A 17,695-nucleotide genomic window follows, 5' to 3' on the forward strand; every position below is an offset into this window, starting at 1 on the left:
CCGAGGTCGATTGTGGGTTAAACCCTGCCCGGTGGCGCTGCGCTTACCGGGCCTACAAAACACCGTAGGCCGGATAAGCGCAGCGCCATCCGGCAAACACTTCGCTCCATACCGAAGCATCCACACCATTAGTCCCGCATTCTCTCCATATCATCACAACGGAGAGACCTTCATGATCGCAGTCCTTTTCGAAGCTAAAGCTGCACCGGCGCATCAGGCGCGCTATCTTCAACTTGCCGCAGAGCTTAAGCCTTTGCTGGCCGATATCGACGGCTTTATTGATATCGAACGGTTCCAGAGCCTGACGACCGACGGCAAAATCCTGTCCCTTTCCTGGTGGCGGGATGAAGAGGCCGTCCGCCGCTGGAAGCAGAATGTCTTCCATCAGGCCGCGCAGGCCGAAGGCCGGGCGTCGATTTTTTCTTTCTACCGTATTCGCGTGGCGCAGCTGATGCGGGAGTACAGCTCCGAAACGGGAGGGCACGCGCATGTATGACGTTCATGTGATTTTCGACAACAGGCCCGGCGAGCTGGGTGAAATTGCGGTGGCGCTGGAAAAGGCCATTGCCGCTGTAGCGGCTGCAATGGCCGATCCGTCGCGCGTGAAGATGCTCTGTGCTCTGATGGACGGGCGGGCGTGGACGGCTACAGAGCTGAGCGTGGCGGCAGACGTTGCGCCGTCGACCGCCAGTGGGCATCTAGCGCGGCTGGTGGAGGGAAAGTTGATTACCTGCCTGTCTCAGGGGCGGCATCGCTACTATCGCCTGGCGGGACACGACGTGGCGGCGCTTGTCGAGCAGATGATGGGGCTCTCCTGGAGCCGCATCACGCCGCCGGAAACCTCCGCGCCAAAAGCCCTGCGCGAAGCACGAACCTGCTACGACCATCTTGCCGGAACGGTGGCGGTGCATATCTATGAATTCATGCAGGCGGAAGGCTGGCTTGAGGCAGACGGTTCAGCGCTCACGCTACATGGCCGCGAGCAGTTTCTGAAGCTTGGTATTCCGTTAAATCCCAATACCCGTCGCAAGGCGTGCTGCGCCTGCCTGGACTGGAGCGAGCGGCGGTTTCATCTGGGGGGAGAGGCCGGCGCGGCGCTGCTCATCCACATGGAAAGCAAAGGTTGGATCCAGCGGGTGGCGGGGTACAGGGAGGTGGTGGTGACGGCTTCGGGGAAAAGTGCCGTCAGGAAGCATTTTAGCCGCTAAACGCCGTTGCGGGCTGATGCCCTCACCCCGACCCTCTCCCATAGGGAGAGGGAGAACATCGTTTCGCAATTCCTGCGCTTTAACTTCTCGTTTCTTGATACTTACCCTGATAACTATTATCGTAATGGCGTACTACGAGAGGATTCCCCATGAGTGAAGAAGATCTGTTTAGCCGCAGGCCGATGGGCATGCGGATGGCGATGATCGTGCGTCAGTGGCGCGCAGTCATCGACGACGCCATTCTCGACACCGGGTTAACCCAGTCGAGCTGGACGGTGATGATGCAGCTTCATCAACTTGGGGATAACGTCTCGGTCAGCGAGCTGGCGGAAGTGCAGGGGATTGAACTGCCTCCGCTAATGCGTACGCTGACACAGCTGGAAAAGCAGGGCTACCTGCTGCGCACCGTCTCGCCGTATGACAAGCGTATCCGGCTGCTGACGCTGACGCCTGAGGGAAAAGCCATTCTTGAAAGGCTCTCTCAGGTGATTGAGACGTATCAGGCGCGCGTATCGCAAAACATCGCGCCGGAACATCTCGATATTTTCAGCGCCACACTCAATCAAATCGCCTGCAATTTGCGGACAATCCGCGAAGAAGATAATAAGACCGAAAAATAATGACTCCTGAACAAAAGTTTGCCCGCTGGGTAAGGGTGAGTATTGCCTCTTTCCTGCTGATGTTTGTCTACTTTATCGTCGCGGATATCTGGATCCCGCTGACGCCGGACTCCACCGTGATGCGCGTGGTGACCCCGGTGTCTGCCCGCGTCTCCGGGTATGTGGCGGCGGTACATGTCCACAACAATAGCCAGGTTAAGAGAGGCGATCTGCTGTTTGAGCTCGACGCCACGCCGTTTCGCAATAAGGTCGAAGCGGCGCAGATTGCGCTGGAACAGGCGCGTCTGTCTAACGATCAGCTGGACGCGCAGATTGCCGCGGCGCAGGCCAGCCTGAAAACCGCGGTGCTGACGGCGCGTAATGACAAAGTTACCTTCGACCGCTACCAGAAACTGAGTACCTTGCAGAGCGTGTCGCAGGCGGATCTGGATAAGGTCCGTACCACCTGGCAGAGCAGCGAGCAGTCCGTCAGCTCGATTCAGGCGAATATTCATAACCTGCGCATTCAGCGCGGCGAGCGGGATGAGCACCGCAACGTGACGCTGCAAAAATACCGTAACGCGCTGGATGAAGCGGAGCTGAATCTTGGCTGGACGAAGGTCTACGCCGAGGCGGACGGCACGGTCAGTAACCTGCAATTAAGCCCCGGTTTTTACGCCTCGTCCGGTTCGGCTGCGCTGGCGCTGGTGAACACCCGGATCGATATCGTGGCGGATTTCCGCGAGAAGAGCCTGCGGCATACCCACCAGGGGACCGACGCCGCCGTGGTGTTCGACGCCTTCCCGGGGCAAGTTTTCCGTGCCCACGTCACCAGCAGCGACGCGGGGATCCTCGCCGGACAGGAGGCCGTAAACGGTCAACTTTCTGAACCGGAAACCTCCAACCGCTGGGTGCGTGATGCCCAGCGTATGCGCATTCACGTGGCGCTGGACGAAGCCTTACCGAAGTCGCTGCCGACCGGCGCGCGCGCCACCGTGCAGCTCTACAATAGCGAAGGGCCGTTTGCGCGATTCTTCTCCGGGATGCAAATCCATCTGGTTAGCCTGCTTCACTATGTCTATTAGCACCCTGGCGCGGGTATTTACCCCGCACGGCAACATCGTCTATACGGCAAACGACTTTCGCCAGACCCTGCGTATCGTCTTTGCCGGGATGATTGCGCTCAGTATTTCGAGTTTCTACAACACCAGCTACGGCGTGTTTTTTGTGGTCTATCCGATCATGCTGCTCTCGCTGGTGCCGGTGTTTAACCGCCACGTGGCGAAGCAGTTTATCTTCAGCGCCTCGCTGAACTGCATCGAAATGGTGTTTATCATCGGCTATCTGTCCCAGTGGCCGGTCATTATGACGCTGGTGGTGTTTGCCCTGTACGTGATGCGTTTTCGCTTTATGAGTAAGGGGCCGCTGTTCCTGTTCGGCTCGATGGGCGTGGTTTGCCAGAGCGTGATGCTCAACTTTATGAGCTACCCCACCACCAACTGGCACACGCTTTTATTCTCTAACATCGAAGCGAGCGTGATGGCGGTGTGCCTGAGCGCGCTGATGAACTACCTGCTGCCGGACGTGGAGCCGCGTAAGCCGCCGCCGCTGATCGAGAAAGATGACGCCCGCGTGCGCCACGAGTCTCTGCTCTCGGGCACCGTGGCGACGCTGATTTTCGTGGTGTTCCAGATGAGCGACTTAAGCGATTCGCTTTCGGCGCTGATGGCGGGCATTCTGATCCTGTTCCCGATGCACTATCGCGGATCGGTTATCAGCTCCATCTGGCGCGTGGTCGGCGTGGTGCTGGGGTGTCTCTATATCCTTGTCGTCCAGCTTATCCTCTACGATCACAGCAGCCATATGTTGCTGATGATGCCGCTGATTGGCCTTGGACTGGCGTTTGGCGCGCGTCTGCACGTAATGGAGAAGGTCGGCGCCGGGGTAGGCTTCGCCAGTATCACCACCATCGGCATTATGTTCGGGCAGAACATGCACCCGGACAGCGACCTGGTGTTCAGCGATCTGTACCGCATCACCTCCGTCACCTTCGCGCTGGTGGTCACGCTGACGATGGTCTTTCTGGTGCACCTGATCCTGAACCGCTTCGAGGCGACGCGCTACGTTATCGCGCCGCCAAAAGCGGATTAATGCCCCAGCATGGCGGGCAGTTGCGAGAGCAGAAACAGGATCAGGCCAATTGTTCCGCCCACAAGGGTACCATTAACGCGAATGAACTGAAGATCTTTACCGATATTGAGTTCTATCTGGCGTGACATGTCTTTGGCATCCCAGCTTTTCACCGTGTCGCTGATATGGCGCGTCAGGAACGCGGCGAAATCCGGCGCCACGCGGTGCGCGGCCTGCTCCAGATGCTCATTCAGCGACGCCCGCAGGCTGGCGTCGTTGGTCAGCGTTTCGCCAAACCACAGCCCGGCGTTGGCGATACGCTGCTTCACGCGGGAATCATCGCTCTGCATGTCATTTTTCAGCCACTGGCGCAGGTCAGCCCACATTTCCCCCAGATAGCGGTTAAAGGCTTCGTCATTCTTCAGGTAGTGTTTGATATTCTCGGCTTTCGCCGTCATCTCCGGATCGTTTTTCAGATTGTCGATGAACTTGATCGTGGCGCGGTCAAACGCCTGACGGATCTGGTGCGTGCGGTCGTGGCTGATATCGTCCAGCAGCGTGTTCACCGCGTTCGACACCATCTCCGCGCTTTGATCGCCCAGCCACTCGGTGGGCAGCACCATCGCCTTGCGCGGATGCTCGGTCTTAAGCCAGTGGACGATCTGGTCGGCAATAAATTCCCGCGTGCTTTCCCGCTGAATCAGGGTAATCAGGCGGTTGATGATGGCGTCCAGCAGCACCTGGTGACGGTTGTTTTTGGTCATGCTTTCCAGCATGACGGCGCTGGTCTCGGTTAGATCGACTTTGTCGATAGCCTTGTGCACGGCGCGTTTGAGCAGGCGCTGAATGCGTCCATCGTCGGTAAGTTCCAGAAAACCGCTCATCACCTGCACCAGATGCTGCCCCACGCGCCGGGCGTTATCGGGCTGGCTGAACCAGGTCCCAATCATCTGTGCGGGCTCGTAGCGACGGATAAGATCGACAAGGGATTGCGTATCGAGAAACTTTTCCTGCACGAACTGGCCGAGATTGTCGCCGATGCGGTCTTTATTGCGCGGGATAATCGCCGTATGGCGCGAGATAAAGGGAATTGGCACCCGGCGGAACAGCGCGACAACGGCAAACCAGTCCGCCAGCGCGCCGACCATCGCCGCTTCGGCAATGGTCTTTACGCCGCGCACCCAGAAGGTTTGCGGCAGGAACAGAGTGGTGATAAACGCTGCGACGGCAATCAGCAGCAGCGACAGCGCGAGAAGCTTGGCGCGTTTGAGTTCGGTATGTTTTTCCATGGGTTAAGGATAGAGGGATACGGGGGAAAAGTGCAAAGCTGCACGAGGCCAGTCATCTCACTTTCTGGAATGCTCCTTCAGAAATCAAATCAAAACATTATCTTTTTTGTTCAAATACTGCTCTGTTTGTATATGCTTTTTTGTATATACAATCAGGGAAGGGTACACTATGCCTATAGAGTATGAGTGGGATAGCAATAAGGCGAAAAGCAATCTGCAAAAACACGCCATTCGTTTTGAAGATGCAGTTCTGGTTTTTGACGATCCCTGCCATTTGTCTGTTCAGGATCGTTATGAAAACGGGGAGTTTCGCTGGCAAACCATTGGTCTTGTACAGGGCGTTATTGTCATTCTGGTCGCGCACACGGTACGTTTTGAAAGCGGGGATGAAATCATACGTATCATCAGTGCGCGTAAAGCGGATCGTAAAGAGAGGAGGCGTTATGAGCATCGTTAAACATAAACGCGGTAGTGCACCGGAAGTGAGTGCCCGCCGGGAGGCTGAACTCAAAGCGCTGGCGGATAAACCCGACAGGGAAATTGATTACAGCGATATACCGGCCACGGAGGATGATCGCTGGGCCGGTGCCGTGCGGGGAAAATTCTATCGACCGCTCAAAACTCAGGCATCAGTACGCATTGACGCCGACGTGATGGAGTGGCTTAAACGGCCAGGGAAAGGTTACCAGACGCGGCTTAATGCCATTTTGCGCGAGGCGATGCTGCGCGATCAGAACAAAAAATAACACAGGCAGCGTCAGGCTGCCTTTTCTCTCAGAGGATATTTGCCACTACCCGCCACAGCACCCACCCACCAAACCCCATCAACACCACCCCTGCCGTGCGCTCTATCAGCCAGAGCGAACGGCTGAGCTTTCGCTGAACCGCCGGTAACCCCATCAGCGATATCAGCGCCAGATCCCATACCAGCACCACCATCACCATCCAGACGCCGCAGGTCGCCTGCTGAAGCAGTGTGACGTCCGGCCCGAGTAACGCTGTCATTAGCGCCAGGTAGAACAACGCGTTTTTGGGATTTAACAGCGCCGAACCCAGCCCCAGCAGGATTTGCTTCCGCAGAGAAGGGCAGCGCTGGCGGGTTTCTTCCAGCGCCAGCGGCTGCGGGCGGCTGCGCACAAGATGCGAGCCAATCCACAGCAGGTACAGCGCGCCGGACAGTTCGATAAGCGTAAACAGCCACCCAAACTGGCGCAGCGCGCTCCAGCCGATAATCACCAGTAAGATATACAACCCGTTACCTGCTGCGATGCCGAGACACAATCCGGCGCTGCCGCGCAGCCGGTAGCGGGCGGCGTAGCCTACCAGCAGGAAGAAATCCGGGCCCGGGCTTAACAGGGCAACAAAATGCGCCAGCGCCAGGGCAAGAAAGGCGGAGGGAAATAACAGTTCCATAGCGACCTCAGTGACAAATCTGAGGTCACCTTACGACGTTACGTATCCTGATTATTGTCTGATATTGATCGGCCCGTGGCGTACTGGCGCGGCGTGGCAGCGGTATAATTCACGAAGGTCTTATGAAAATGACTCTGGTCGGCAAACCCGCTCTGGTAGCCCACGTCGGCGATATCATCCCCCGCGCGCAGCCGCGCTTTGGCGTACTCCACGCGCGAAATGTTGAGGAAACTGCCCGGCGTCAGGCCGGTATCCTGCCTGAAAGTGCGGATTAGCGTCTCCTTGCGCAGTGAGAATCGTTGGGCGAGTTCGTCAAGGGAAGGCGGTGCGGTAAGGTCGGAGAGTAACGCCTGCTGAACCTGCTGACTGGTTGAGCGAGGTGCATTCATCTCACCCGCGCAACGGGGAAGGGCAGAAAGCAGGGTCTCCACGGATGCGGAGGACATCGTCCCGACAACGGCAAGAAAGTGCTTAAAGAGCGTGGGATCGCGAATAACCTGTAGCGCCAGGGGAAGATCGGTGTCGATATAGAGCATATGGTAACTGCGCGGCTTCCCGACAACGGGGTTGCAGCTGTGCGGGGCATAAGCCGGGATCACGATAAGATCACCGGGATCAAGAACGTACGCATTGCCATGACTTACGCAGCAGGTCTGGCCTTCCACAATCGCGCCGATGGAGAGCTGTGGATGGCAATGACGTTTATATGCCCGGGTGCTTTGCCACGTACTGCGCAGCTCAAGGCCTGCTGCGCGGTTAAAGGTCTGGCGGATGTGGCGGGTATCGGTCATAGGAACTCCATTGATGAGCATTTTTTATACCATGTCTGCGCATCGCCTGGCAGCGTCTTGTTAAGAACCCTCCGTATATACCCAACTTTACCTTCAAAGCCAGTCAGATTGACTACCCTTAATACCCTAAGCGGTAAAACAAGGAGATTCGATATGGCTTACCAGACAGTAAATCCTGCCACGAACCAGCTCATCAAAGAATATCCCTCTCACACTGACGCAGACGTTGAAGCGGCGCTGAAGGCAGCCGATGCGCTCTATCACTCCGACTGGGCGAAAGGCGACATAAGCCAGCGCCTGCCGGTGCTGCATAAGCTGGCGGACCTGATCGACGAACGCGTGGAGGATCTGGCGAAAATCGCCAGTCAGGAGATGGGTAAGCTCATCGAACAAAGCCGCGGCGAAGTGAAGCTGTGCGCGCAAATCGCCCGCTACTATGCGGACAACGCGAAGCAGTTCCTGGCCCCGGTGAAGTATGACTCTGAACTCGGGGAAGCATGGGTTGAACATCACCCCATCGGCGTGCTGATGGCCGTCGAGCCATGGAACTTCCCGTACTATCAGCTGATGCGCGTTCTGGCGCCAAACCTGGCAGCGGGCAACCCGGTGATCGCCAAGCACGCCAGCATCGTGCCGCACTGTGCAGAGACCTTTGCACAGCTGGTACGTGAAGCGGGCGCGCCGGAAGGGGCGTGGACCAACCTGTTTATCTCGTCCGAACAGGTGGCGAACATTATCGCCGACAATCGCGTACAGGGGGCGGCGCTGACCGGTTCAGAAAAAGCGGGTAGCGTGGTTGCGGCACAGGCTGCGAAGCACATCAAAAAATCGACCCTGGAACTGGGCGGGAACGACGTGTTCGTGGTGCTGGACGATGCCGACCTGGATAAAGCCGTGAAGATCGGCGTTAACGCGCGGCTGAACAATGCCGGGCAGGTCTGTACCGCGGCGAAGCGCTTTATCCTGCATGAAAAGATTGCAGACGCCTTCCTGAGCAAATTCACCGAGGCGTTTAAGCAGGTGAAAATTGGCGATCCGCTGGACGAAAGCACCACGCTGGGGCCTTTGTCATCCAAAGACGCGCTGGAGACGCTAACTAAACAGGTTAACGAGGCGGTGAAAAATGGCGCGAAGCTGCACCATGGCGGCAAGCCGGTTCAGCGTGACGGAAGCTTCTTTGAGCCGACCATCCTGACGCATATCTCGCGTGATAACCCGGCGTACTTCGAGGAGTTCTTCGGTCCGGTAGCGCAGGTTTACGTGGTGAAAAGCGACGACGAAGCGGTCGCACTGGCTAACGATTCCCACTACGGTCTGGGCGGCGCGGTGTTCAGCCAGAACATCGAGCGCGCGAAGAAAATGGCGTCGCGCATTGAGACCGGGATGGTATACATCAACTGGCTCACCGACACTGCGGCAGAGCTGCCGTTCGGCGGCGTAAAACGTTCGGGTTACGGACGCGAGCTGTCGGACCTGGGGATCAAAGAGTTTGTGAACCAGAAGCTGGTGGTCGTTCGCAAGTAATGCGGTAATAAAAAAAACCTGCCATCCGGCAGGTTTTTTATTAACGGTCGCATCGCCTTTCTTGCCGGGTGGCGCTGCGCTTACCCGGCCTACAATCAATGTGCAATAATTTTAATACATTGCACCCTTCATTGTAGGCCCGTGCAAGCGTAGCGCCGCCGGGCGAAACGCGCAAACAGGCTTAGAAGGACACTCCACCGCCTACATATGCACCGTCGATCAGCGTGTGGTTTGGACGACCGTCTTTACCGTCTACGCTCACGTGGCGATAACCCACTTTCAGCGTGACAGGTTTGACTGGCGTCCAGCTTACGCCGCCGTTAGCTTCAACATAGTTCTTCACGCTGTTGTTCAGGCCGTCTGGCGCCACATAACCTTCACCAAACACGTGAATGCTGTCCGTAAGCGCAACGTTAACGCCGCCGCCAATCGGGAATGCCACGCCGTTATCGCCTTTTTTCGGGCCGATGTAGATGGCTTTCGCGCCAGCATTCAGCATCACCGGACCCACTTCCAGGTTGTAGCCTGCCCCAACGCCGCCGGTCTGGGTGCCGTCATCGGTGTTTTTCAGCCAGTTGCTCTCCGCATACAGGCCGGATGAGGATTTCCCCATTTCCAGATTGAGGTTAGTAAAGTTTTTACCCTGCTCAATGCTGCCACCCATGGCCAGTGCGGAGCCCGATACGGCGGTCAGAGCAGAAAGGATCAGGATGTTAAGTTTTTTCATGAGTGTTTCCTCGTCATTAAATTAATCTGAGGGCACCTTAACAAGCGATGTTTATGACTGCAAATGTGATAGGTCTCGCATTTATATGCTGTTTGTGTTGGGTTTTTGAATGGTAAATGTTGATGAATTGTTTATATGGCAAATCGTCAATGTCCAATACATTCGCGTTTAGGGACAGTTTACATTCCTGGCTAAACGTAAAATGAACGAGGCGCAAATAGTCCTTCGCCATGAATTAATTGGGTTTCTAATAATTTCCAAAAGTATTTCAGCTGACACAGATAAAGACAGAGGTTTACATTTCTGGTGATTGATATACGTCCGTACGCGCCGCTTCGTTGCCATTACATGTCATTTTTCTGACACGTTTCTTCATTACGTTGTTGGCTTCACTTACTGGATGCTAACAATATGAAAAGAAAAATTATTCCTGTGCTAATCGGTTGTGCGCTCTCTTTCTCTGGCCTGGCGGCACAGCCAACCGCGGAGCGCTACGTCGTCAGCTTTCCCGAAGGCGCGCATGTCAAATACAGCGGTGCGTTTGCCAGCGCATTCCCGAACGGGCTCCCGGTGGGGATGGGTTCGGGTTTGTTATTCACGGGCAAGCAGGGCGATGCGCTGACGTTTGCGACCGTGACCGATCGCGGTCCTAACGCGGATTCGCCAAAAATGGGGAAAAACGATGCCAAAATCTTTGTTACCCCGGATTTCGCCCCGCTGCTGATGACGATCCGTGTGCTAAACGGCAAAGCGGAGGCCGTGGACGCGCGACCGCTGCATGATGATAAAGGCGAGATCAACGGCCTGCCGCTGCAAAGCGGCGTGATTGGATCTACCAATGAAGTCGCGCTAAGCGACACCTTAAAAGTGCTGAAAGGCGATAACCGCGGGCTGGATACGGAAGGCATCACGCCGGACGGGAAGGGCGGCTACTGGCTGTGCGATGAGTATGGCCCGTTCCTGATTAACGTCGACAGTAAAGGGAAAATCCTCGCGATCCACGGTCCGCAGGCGACGGAAGGGGAGAAATCCATCGCGGGCGGTCTGCCAAACGTTATCAAATGGCGTCAGGCAAACCGGGGCTTTGAAGGGCTGACCCGCATGCCGGACGGACGCATTATCGCCGCCGTGCAAAGCACGCTGGATATCGACGGGAAGAGCAAAAAACAGGCGCTGTTTACGCGTCTGGTGAGCTTCGATCCGGCGACCGGGAAAACCGCGATGTACGGCTACCCTGTCGACAGCGCGGCCTACAGCAAAAACAGCGACGCCAAAATCGGCGACATAGTGGCGCTGGATAACCACACCATCCTGCTGATTGAACAGGGCGAGGATAAAAATGACGCAATGCGTAACCTCATCTACAGGGTTGATCTGAGCAAGGCGAGCGATCTGGCGGCCTTCGACAAGCCGGGCGAATACCCGGAGTTTGATGATGAGAAAACGCTGGCGCAGCGCGGCATCACGCTTGCGGAAAAAACGCAGGTGGTCGATCTGCGTGCGCTGGGCTGGCAGCAGGAAAAGGCCGAAGGGCTGGCGCTGATTGACAGCAAAACGCTGGCAGTGGCGAACGATAATGACTTTGGCGTGAAGGTGGCGATGCAGAAGCCAGTCGAAGGCAAGAAGCTCAAGGATTATCGGGTGAACGCGCAGGGGGCGCTGAAGCTGGATGACAAACCGGTTGAAACCACCCTCAGCGTGAAGCCGTTGAAGAAACCGGAGTCCGACAGCGAGCTGTGGATTGTGACGCTGCCGGAGGCGTTGAAATAAGTTTCCCCCTCACCCTAACCCTCTCCCCGCGGGGGAGAGGGGATAATCGGTGCGGTTATTTCTTCAGCCCCGCAAACGCTGCCCGAATTTCCTCTTCCGGCAGCTGTATTCCAATAAACACCATCACGCTGTGCGGCGCTTCATCGTCCCACGGGCGATCCCAGTCGGCGCTGTACAGGCGCTGCACGCCCTGGAACAGCAGGCGGTTCGGCTCGCCGTCGATCCAGAGCATCCCTTTATAGCGCAGCAGCTTGTCGGCAAACGACAGCAGCAGGTTCTCCATCACGCGGGAGACCTCGCTGATGTCCACCGGGTAGTCCAGCTCAACCACAATCGACGCCACGTCGTTTTGCTTGTCGGACATAAAGTGGAAGCGCGGTTTCGCGGTGACGTTCTCTTCCAGCATAAAGCCGTTGGTGTTGAACAGCTGAGCGAGATCGATATCGCCATGCGTCACCGTGTAAATGGGCGCACGCGAGTTGATGCGCGTCAGGCGCTCGCGCAGTTTTTCGCTTTCACCCGCCACGTCGGTTTTGGTCAGCAGGATGCGGTCGGCGTAGCCAACCTGGGACTGGGCGATGGTGAACTGGTTCATCTGCTCGTCGGCATGGACCGCATCCACCAGAGCGATGACGCCGTCCAGCAGGTAGCGCTGGCAAATGATCTCATGAGAGAAAAATGTCTGAATAATCGGGCCGGGGTCGGCCATGCCGGTGCACTCGATCACCAGACGGTCGAAGTCGATGTCACCGCGATCGCGGCTGTCGAGCAGGTCCAGCAGGGCGTCTTCTAATTCGTTAGAGCGGGTGCAGCAGATGCAGCCGTTGGTCAGGGTTTTGATCTGGGTGGCGCGGTCGCCAATCAGCTGATCGTCAACGGAGACTTCGCCAAATTCGTTTTCGATGACGGCGATTTTGAAGCCGTGCTGCTCGTTCAGAATGTGGCGCAGCAGGGTAGTTTTACCGGCGCCGAGGAAACCGGTCAGCAGGGTAACGGCAATCGGGGTCATGGTTTCTCCTTTAGCAGCAGCGGACGCCGCCTTCTCCACTTCCGCCGTAGCGCGCTTCCTGACGCTCGCGGAAGAATTCAGTGTAGGTCATGTACGGCTTATCCGGATGGTTGGTCTTCATATGCTCAACGTAGTTGTCATAGTCCGGAATGCCAATCAGCATTTTCGCCGCCTGACCGAGGTATTTTTTTGCTTCGCCTAAGTTACCAAACATTGAGGGTTCCAGATAGAAGAAGCCCGGTGGCGCTACGCTTACCGGGCCTACAGTAACATGCTTAATTAATGGTGTGAGGAGGTCTTCACGCCGCCTTCCGGTACCGGTACGTACGGGGTCTCTTTGTCCGTACGGCCCTCAACGTTACGCACTTTCATCCAGGTTTTGATGCCGTAGAAGATAATGCTGTACACCACCACCAGGAACAGAATGCTCAGACCCGCGTTGGTGTAGTTGTTCACCACGATATGGTTCATGTTGGCAATCTGCTGCGCGGTCAGATCCGCGCCGCCTGCGGCAATCTTCTCTTTGTACTGGTTAGCCATGAAGAAGAAGCCTTCCAGCTGCGGGTTGGTGCTGAACAGTTTCAGACCCAGCGCCCAGGTAGTGCAGAGCAGCAGCCACAGCGCAGGCACCACGGTGACCCAGATGTATTTGGTGCGTTTCATCTTCACGAGGACAACGGTACCCAGCACCAGGGCCACAGCCGCCAGCATCTGGTTAGAGATACCGAACAGCGGCCACAGGCTCTTCACGCCGCCCAGCGGGTCAACAACGCCCTGATACAGCAGATAACCCCACAGGCCTACGCAGCCCGCAGTGCCCAGAACGCCGGCCACCAGAGAGTCGGTTTTCTTCAGGAATGGCACGAAGTTACCCAGCAGATCCTGCAACATGAAGCGGCCTGCACGCGTACCGGCATCCAGCGCGGTGAGGATGAACAGCGCTTCAAACAGAATACCGAAGTGGTACCAGAAGCCCATGTCCGCCCACGGCAGCACTTTGTGGAACACGTGTGCGATACCCACCGCCAGCGTTGGCGCGCCACCTGCGCGGTTCAGCACGGACGGTTCGCCGATGTCTTTCGCGGTCTGCATGATCTGCTCAGGCGAAATCACGAAGCCCCAGGAGCTGACGGTCGCCGCCGCGTGTGCGCTGGCGTCTTTCAGCTGTGCCAGAATCAGCGCGGTATTTTCGCCGCCCATCTCATGCAGGTTTGGCATGGTAATGCCGAGACCCGCCGGCGGGGTGTTCATCGCAAAGTACAGGCCAGGCTCGATAATCGACGCCGCAACCAGCGCCATGATCGCCACGAAGGATTCCATCAGCATCGCGCCGTAACCGATGAAGCGCGCGTCGGTTTCGTTGGCCATCAGCTTCGGCGTGGTGCCGGAGGCGATCAGCGCGTGGAAGCCAGACACGGCACCGCAGGCAATGGTGATAAACAGGAACGGGAACAGGGCGCCTTTCCACAGCGGACCGGTACCGTCAATGTACTGCGTCACCGCCGGCATTTTCAGCTCCGGGTTGATGATCACAATACCAATGGCCAGCCCGACGATAACGCCGATTTTCAGGAAGGTTGCCAGGTAGTCACGCGGAGCCAGAATCAGCCACACCGGCAGCAGCGCTGAGATGAATGCGTAGCCGATCAGCGCGAAGGTGATGGTGGTGTCTTTAAAGGTCAGCGCCGGACCCCAGTACGGGTCGTGCGCAATCACGCCGCCGAAGTAGATGGAGGCGACCAGCAGCACGATACCGATGATCGACACCTCGCCAACGCGGCCAGGGCGCAGGAAGCGCATGTAGATGCCCATGAACAGCGCAATCGGTACGGTAGAGCAGACGGTGAAGACGCCCCACGGACTTTCGGCCAGCGCTTTTACCACGATCAGGGCCAGCACCGCCAGGATGATGATCATGATCAGGAAGCAGCCGAACAGAGCGATCGTGCCTGGCACGCGGCCCATCTCCTCTTTGATCATCTCGCCCAGCGACGAACCGTTACGGCGCGAGGAGATAAACAGCACCATAAAGTCCTGCACCGCTCCCGCCAGCACCACGCCCGCCAGCAGCCAGAGCGTACCCGGCAGGTAGCCCATCTGCGCAGCCAGCACCGGACCGACCAGCGGACCCGCGCCTGCAATGGCGGCGAAGTGGTGACCAAACAGCACGTAACGGTTGGTTGGCACGTAGTTCAGGCCGTCGTTGTTAATGACCGCCGGGGTGGCGCGCGTCGGGTCGAGCTTCATGACCTTCTGCGCGATGTACAAGCTGTAGTAGCGATAAGCCACAAGATAGACGGAAACCGACGCGACCACGATCCACAGGGCGCTGACGTGCTCGCCCCGGCGTAATGCGACAACCGCCAGACAGAAAGCACCGATGATCCCGAGGATGGCCCAGGGCACGTGCTTAAGTAGTTTTTTAGTATCCATAATAAGACCTGGTTTTTTATGTAAAGAAAAAAGGGTCAGGGTTCGTTGTGAGGAGGTGTTGATTAATGCTGGAGCGATCGTGCCAGATCCTCGCGCGTGTAAAGCACGGTAAATAGGTGAGTGGTTGAAAGCGATGCGTGAGCGGTCAAAAGCGAGGGTGAGTGGTTAAGGCTCACCCCCGGTGGAAGAAAATATGTGATTGAGATCACTGAGAATAATCTAACCCTGCGGGGTTTCGTCGTTCGCTTCAGGGCAGTGCGCGCAGCGGCAGGGCTGATACGCGGGCAGCAGCTGATAGCGCCCTTTGCCGTCGTGTTCAATAATCGGGGAAAGCGCCTGTAAATCGCGGTACACCGTGCGTTCGGTAATGCCAAATTTTTGCATCAGATCGCGGCGATTAACGCTTCCGTTGCGATGCAGGGCAATAATGATTTCAACCAGACGTTCAGCCGAGCGGCTTCGGGGTGAAGGGGCCATAAGACTTTCCAGCGTTAAGGGGGCGGCTGACGACGTTGCCAGCCGCCCCGGAAAATTTATCTTATGGATAGTTAACGGCGCACCTTTGCGGAAACCTTAGCGTTTTTTTGTGCAACGGGATCAAATCGCGGCTTCCATCTCCATCATCACCGGGTGGAAACGGCGTTTGAAGTAGATCAGGCCGTGCCCCTCGCTGCTGAGGATGATGTTCTTAATCTCTACAAGGTAGACCAGATGGGTGCCGATGGTTTGCACCTGGGTTATCTCACCTTCCAGGCTTGCCAGAGCGCCTTTCAGCACCGGCTGCGCCAGCGGTCCTTTCTGCCAGCAGGAGAGAGCAAAGCGCTCCTCCATTGCCATGCCGGTCATCCCGGCAAAGTGGCGGGCCATGATCTCCTGCTCGTGGTTCAGCACGTTGACGCACAGTTTGCCGTTGCCCTGGAAGACCGGGTTCATGGCGCTGTTGGCGTTGATGCAGACCATGACCGAGGGCGGGGTGTCCGTGACCGAACAGACGGCGGTGGCGGTAATGCCGCAGCGACCCGCATCGCCCTCGGTAGTGACCACATTCACCGCCGCCGACAGGCTGGCCATCGCGTCTCGAAAACGCAGGCGTTCTTCAGATTGCATTGAAACCTCCCGCTGCGTTATTTCAGCAGCTTATCCAGCATATTGATATCAGTGTTGTTGTGCAGGTGCGGTACGGTCCAGCCGTGCTGGTCGTACTCGGACATGCAGCGGTCAACCATCGCCATCATCTTGTCCATGTTGCCGGAGCTTTGCGCCTGACGCAGGCATTGCAGGCGGACCTCATCCTGGCTACCGGAGTAGTTGATTTCGTACAGCTCGTGACGTCCGCCAAACTCGCTGCCGATGGCATCCCACATCAGTTTCAGAATCTTGATGCGTTCGACATGATCCATCCCGTTGGAGCCGCGCACGTACTTCGCCAGGTACTGGTCGATCTGCGGGTTGTTCAGGTCCCGCGCGCTGGACGGCAGGTAGATCAGCCCGGAGGTCACGTTACGTTCGATGATGTTCTTGATCTTCGCATAGGCCATTGGCGCCATCACGCGGTAGGTCTGTAACGCCGCGTGGTCAGGCAGATACGCGCCGTTTACCCACGGAGTGGCTTCGGAGCACATGGAGTCGCTCAGCGCCCAGAACATGTTGCGCCATGCCACCACTTCGCCGAGATCCGCCTGCACGCCGCGGAACTCGAGGGTGCCGGTACACTCCAGCGACTTCTTCAGCAGAGCGGTGATGAAGTCGAGCTTCACTGCCAGACGCACGCAGGCCTGAAGCGGGTACATGCGGGCGAAGCCACCTTCCATCGTCCAGCGACGGCAGCGGTCGAAATCACGGTAGATCAGCACGTTTTCCCACGGGATCAGCACATGATCCATTACCAGAATGGCGTCGTTCTCGTCAAAGCGGCTGGAGAGCGGATAGTCGTACGGAGAGCCTGTCGCCCCTGCCACCATCTCGTATGAGGCGCGGGAGATCAGCTTCACCCCTTCGGCATCCATCGGCGCGACGAACATCAGCGCGAAGTCCGGGTTTTCGCCCATCACCTGCGCAGAACCAAAACCGATCATGTTGTAGTGGGTCAATGCCGAGTTGGTGGCCACCACTTTCGCGCCGCTGACGATGATCCCGGCGTCGGTCTCTTTCTCCAGCTTGATGTAAACGTCTTTCACCTCGTCCGCCGGTTTATGGCGATCGATCGGCGGGTTGACGATGGCGTGGTTAAAGTACAGGCCGGTTTCCTGAATACGGGTGTACCAGTTGCGGGCGTTCTGCTCGAACTGACCGTAGAAGGCAGGGTTAGCGCCGAGCGCGCAGCCGAACGCGGCTTTGTAGTCCGGCGTACGCCCCATCCAGCCGTAGCTCAGGCGCGACCACTCGGCGATGGCGTCACGCTGCTGGCGCAGATCGTCGGCACTTTTCGCCACGCGGAAGAATTTATGGGTGTAGCCGCCGCTGCCGGTGTCGGTACCCCAGCAGAGGGTATCCTGCATGTCTGGCTTGTGCAGGGCATCGTACATCTGGGCGATGGACGCCGCCGCATTGCGAAATGCCGGGTGGGTAGTGACGTCCTTAACGCGCTCGCCGTAGATATAAATCTCACGGCCATCTTGCAGGCTTTTTAAATACTCTTCACCGGTTAACGGACGTTTGGCATCAGCGCGGAAATCTTCAGGCTTCATAGGGACCTCGTATCGGAAGATGGTTGTTAAATTTATGTTTTGTTTTTGTTGTTTAATTGAAGCGTGAGAGGGGCGGAACGTGAAGGGACGATTGGGACAACGGCAGGTACTTTTC

19 protein-coding genes are annotated in these 17,695 nt (G+C 57.1%); 9 read left to right on the forward strand and 10 right to left on the reverse strand.

Features of this window, described 5'->3' with window-relative positions; all coding sequences use genetic code 11:
• Positions 1 to 172 precede the first annotated feature (172 nt).
• The 5 genes from AC4OVU_RS03475 to AC4OVU_RS03495 all read left to right on the forward strand — a co-directional run bounded on the left by AC4OVU_RS03475 (position 173) and on the right by AC4OVU_RS03495 (position 3,958).
• Complete coding sequence (locus AC4OVU_RS03475; RefSeq protein WP_015572574.1) at positions 173 to 496, forward strand: antibiotic biosynthesis monooxygenase family protein; 324 nt, start codon at positions 173 to 175, stop codon at positions 494 to 496.
• Positions 489 to 1,208 (forward strand): ArsR/SmtB family transcription factor, encoded by a 720-nt coding sequence (locus tag AC4OVU_RS03480; protein ID WP_110292471.1) that lies wholly within the window; start codon positions 489 to 491, stop codon positions 1,206 to 1,208. The genes AC4OVU_RS03475 and AC4OVU_RS03480 overlap by 8 nt, the downstream gene beginning before the upstream one ends.
• A 149-nt stretch (positions 1,209 to 1,357) precedes the next feature.
• Positions 1,358 to 1,828: a MarR family winged helix-turn-helix transcriptional regulator gene (locus AC4OVU_RS03485; protein WP_015572576.1), complete on the forward strand. Its 471-nt coding sequence runs from the start codon at positions 1,358 to 1,360 to the stop codon at positions 1,826 to 1,828.
• On the forward strand, positions 1,825 to 2,892 hold the full coding sequence (locus AC4OVU_RS03490) for an HlyD family secretion protein (protein ID WP_026080654.1): 1,068 nt from the start codon (positions 1,825 to 1,827) through the stop codon (positions 2,890 to 2,892). The genes AC4OVU_RS03485 and AC4OVU_RS03490 overlap by 4 nt, the downstream gene beginning before the upstream one ends.
• Entirely contained in the window at positions 2,882 to 3,958 is a 1,077-nt protein-coding gene (locus AC4OVU_RS03495; RefSeq protein WP_015572578.1) for a DUF2955 domain-containing protein, read from the forward strand. Before AC4OVU_RS03490 ends, AC4OVU_RS03495 begins: the two co-directional genes overlap by 11 nt.
• Here the strand turns inward: AC4OVU_RS03495 and AC4OVU_RS03500 are convergent.
• Positions 3,955 to 5,226, reverse strand: coding sequence for a DUF445 domain-containing protein (locus tag AC4OVU_RS03500; RefSeq protein WP_110292470.1), 1,272 nt, complete (start codon positions 5,224 to 5,226; stop codon positions 3,955 to 3,957). The genes AC4OVU_RS03495 and AC4OVU_RS03500 overlap by 4 nt on opposite strands.
• A gap of 169 nt (positions 5,227 to 5,395) precedes the next feature.
• On the opposite strand from AC4OVU_RS03500, the gene AC4OVU_RS03505 reads away from it, so the two are divergent.
• Together AC4OVU_RS03505 and AC4OVU_RS03510 are read left to right on the forward strand one after the other, a co-directional pair.
• Positions 5,396 to 5,683 carry a BrnT family toxin gene (locus AC4OVU_RS03505; protein ID WP_015572580.1) on the forward strand — a complete coding sequence of 96 codons (288 nt, stop codon included), beginning with the start codon at positions 5,396 to 5,398 and terminating at the stop codon, positions 5,681 to 5,683.
• Positions 5,670 to 5,972 (forward strand): BrnA antitoxin family protein, encoded by a 303-nt coding sequence (locus AC4OVU_RS03510; protein ID WP_017694570.1) that lies wholly within the window; start codon positions 5,670 to 5,672, stop codon positions 5,970 to 5,972. Before AC4OVU_RS03505 ends, AC4OVU_RS03510 begins: the two co-directional genes overlap by 14 nt.
• Before the next feature lie 28 nt (positions 5,973 to 6,000).
• Here the strand turns inward: AC4OVU_RS03510 and AC4OVU_RS03515 are convergent, their stop codons facing one another.
• Complete coding sequence (locus AC4OVU_RS03515) at positions 6,001 to 6,639, reverse strand: LysE family translocator (protein WP_017694569.1); 639 nt, start codon at positions 6,637 to 6,639, stop codon at positions 6,001 to 6,003.
• A gap of 38 nt (positions 6,640 to 6,677) precedes the next feature.
• Positions 6,678 to 7,430 carry a helix-turn-helix domain-containing protein gene (locus AC4OVU_RS03520; protein WP_039271800.1) on the reverse strand — a complete coding sequence of 251 codons (753 nt, stop codon included), beginning with the start codon at positions 7,428 to 7,430 and terminating at the stop codon, positions 6,678 to 6,680.
• Between the two features lie 153 nt (positions 7,431 to 7,583).
• Here AC4OVU_RS03520 and AC4OVU_RS03525 point away from each other — a divergent pair, with 153 nt between their 5' ends.
• The gene (locus AC4OVU_RS03525) at positions 7,584 to 8,954 is read left to right on the forward strand and encodes an NAD-dependent succinate-semialdehyde dehydrogenase (protein ID WP_015572583.1); all 1,371 of its coding nucleotides are present in this window, start codon (positions 7,584 to 7,586) and stop codon (positions 8,952 to 8,954) included.
• Positions 8,955 to 9,135: 181 nt separating this feature from the next.
• Here AC4OVU_RS03525 and AC4OVU_RS03530 read toward each other — a convergent pair whose 3' ends face one another.
• Positions 9,136 to 9,681, reverse strand: coding sequence for a YfaZ family outer membrane protein (locus AC4OVU_RS03530; protein WP_006810254.1), 546 nt, complete (start codon positions 9,679 to 9,681; stop codon positions 9,136 to 9,138).
• Between the two features lie 411 nt (positions 9,682 to 10,092).
• Here AC4OVU_RS03530 and AC4OVU_RS03535 point away from each other — a divergent pair, with 411 nt between their 5' ends.
• Positions 10,093 to 11,451, forward strand: a complete 1,359-nt coding sequence (locus tag AC4OVU_RS03535; protein ID WP_129541589.1) for an esterase-like activity of phytase family protein — start codon at positions 10,093 to 10,095, stop codon at positions 11,449 to 11,451.
• Between the two features lie 55 nt (positions 11,452 to 11,506).
• Here AC4OVU_RS03535 and yjiA read toward each other — a convergent pair whose 3' ends face one another.
• From yjiA to hpaB, 6 genes are all read right to left on the reverse strand, one after another.
• Positions 11,507 to 12,460 carry a GTPase gene (gene yjiA, locus AC4OVU_RS03540; protein WP_017694566.1) on the reverse strand — a complete coding sequence of 318 codons (954 nt, stop codon included), beginning with the start codon at positions 12,458 to 12,460 and terminating at the stop codon, positions 11,507 to 11,509.
• Between the two features lie 10 nt (positions 12,461 to 12,470).
• Complete coding sequence (locus tag AC4OVU_RS03545; RefSeq protein ID WP_003856610.1) at positions 12,471 to 12,674, reverse strand: YbdD/YjiX family protein; 204 nt, start codon at positions 12,672 to 12,674, stop codon at positions 12,471 to 12,473.
• 65 nt (positions 12,675 to 12,739) lie between these two features.
• Positions 12,740 to 14,893, reverse strand: a complete 2,154-nt coding sequence (locus tag AC4OVU_RS03550) for a carbon starvation CstA family protein (RefSeq protein WP_017694565.1) — start codon at positions 14,891 to 14,893, stop codon at positions 12,740 to 12,742.
• A gap of 219 nt (positions 14,894 to 15,112) precedes the next feature.
• A complete protein-coding gene (locus AC4OVU_RS03555; RefSeq protein ID WP_017694564.1) occupies positions 15,113 to 15,370 on the reverse strand; it encodes an HTH domain-containing protein in 258 nt (85 codons plus the stop codon).
• Positions 15,371 to 15,490: 120 nt separating this feature from the next.
• Complete coding sequence (locus AC4OVU_RS03560) at positions 15,491 to 16,000, reverse strand: 4-hydroxyphenylacetate 3-monooxygenase reductase subunit (protein ID WP_017383854.1); 510 nt, start codon at positions 15,998 to 16,000, stop codon at positions 15,491 to 15,493.
• Between the two features lie 17 nt (positions 16,001 to 16,017).
• Complete coding sequence (gene hpaB, locus AC4OVU_RS03565) at positions 16,018 to 17,580, reverse strand: 4-hydroxyphenylacetate 3-monooxygenase, oxygenase component (RefSeq protein ID WP_023295873.1); 1,563 nt, start codon at positions 17,578 to 17,580, stop codon at positions 16,018 to 16,020.
• Between the last annotated feature and the right edge of the window lie 115 nt (positions 17,581 to 17,695).

This window comes from Enterobacter sp. 6722112, from assembly GCF_058661685.1.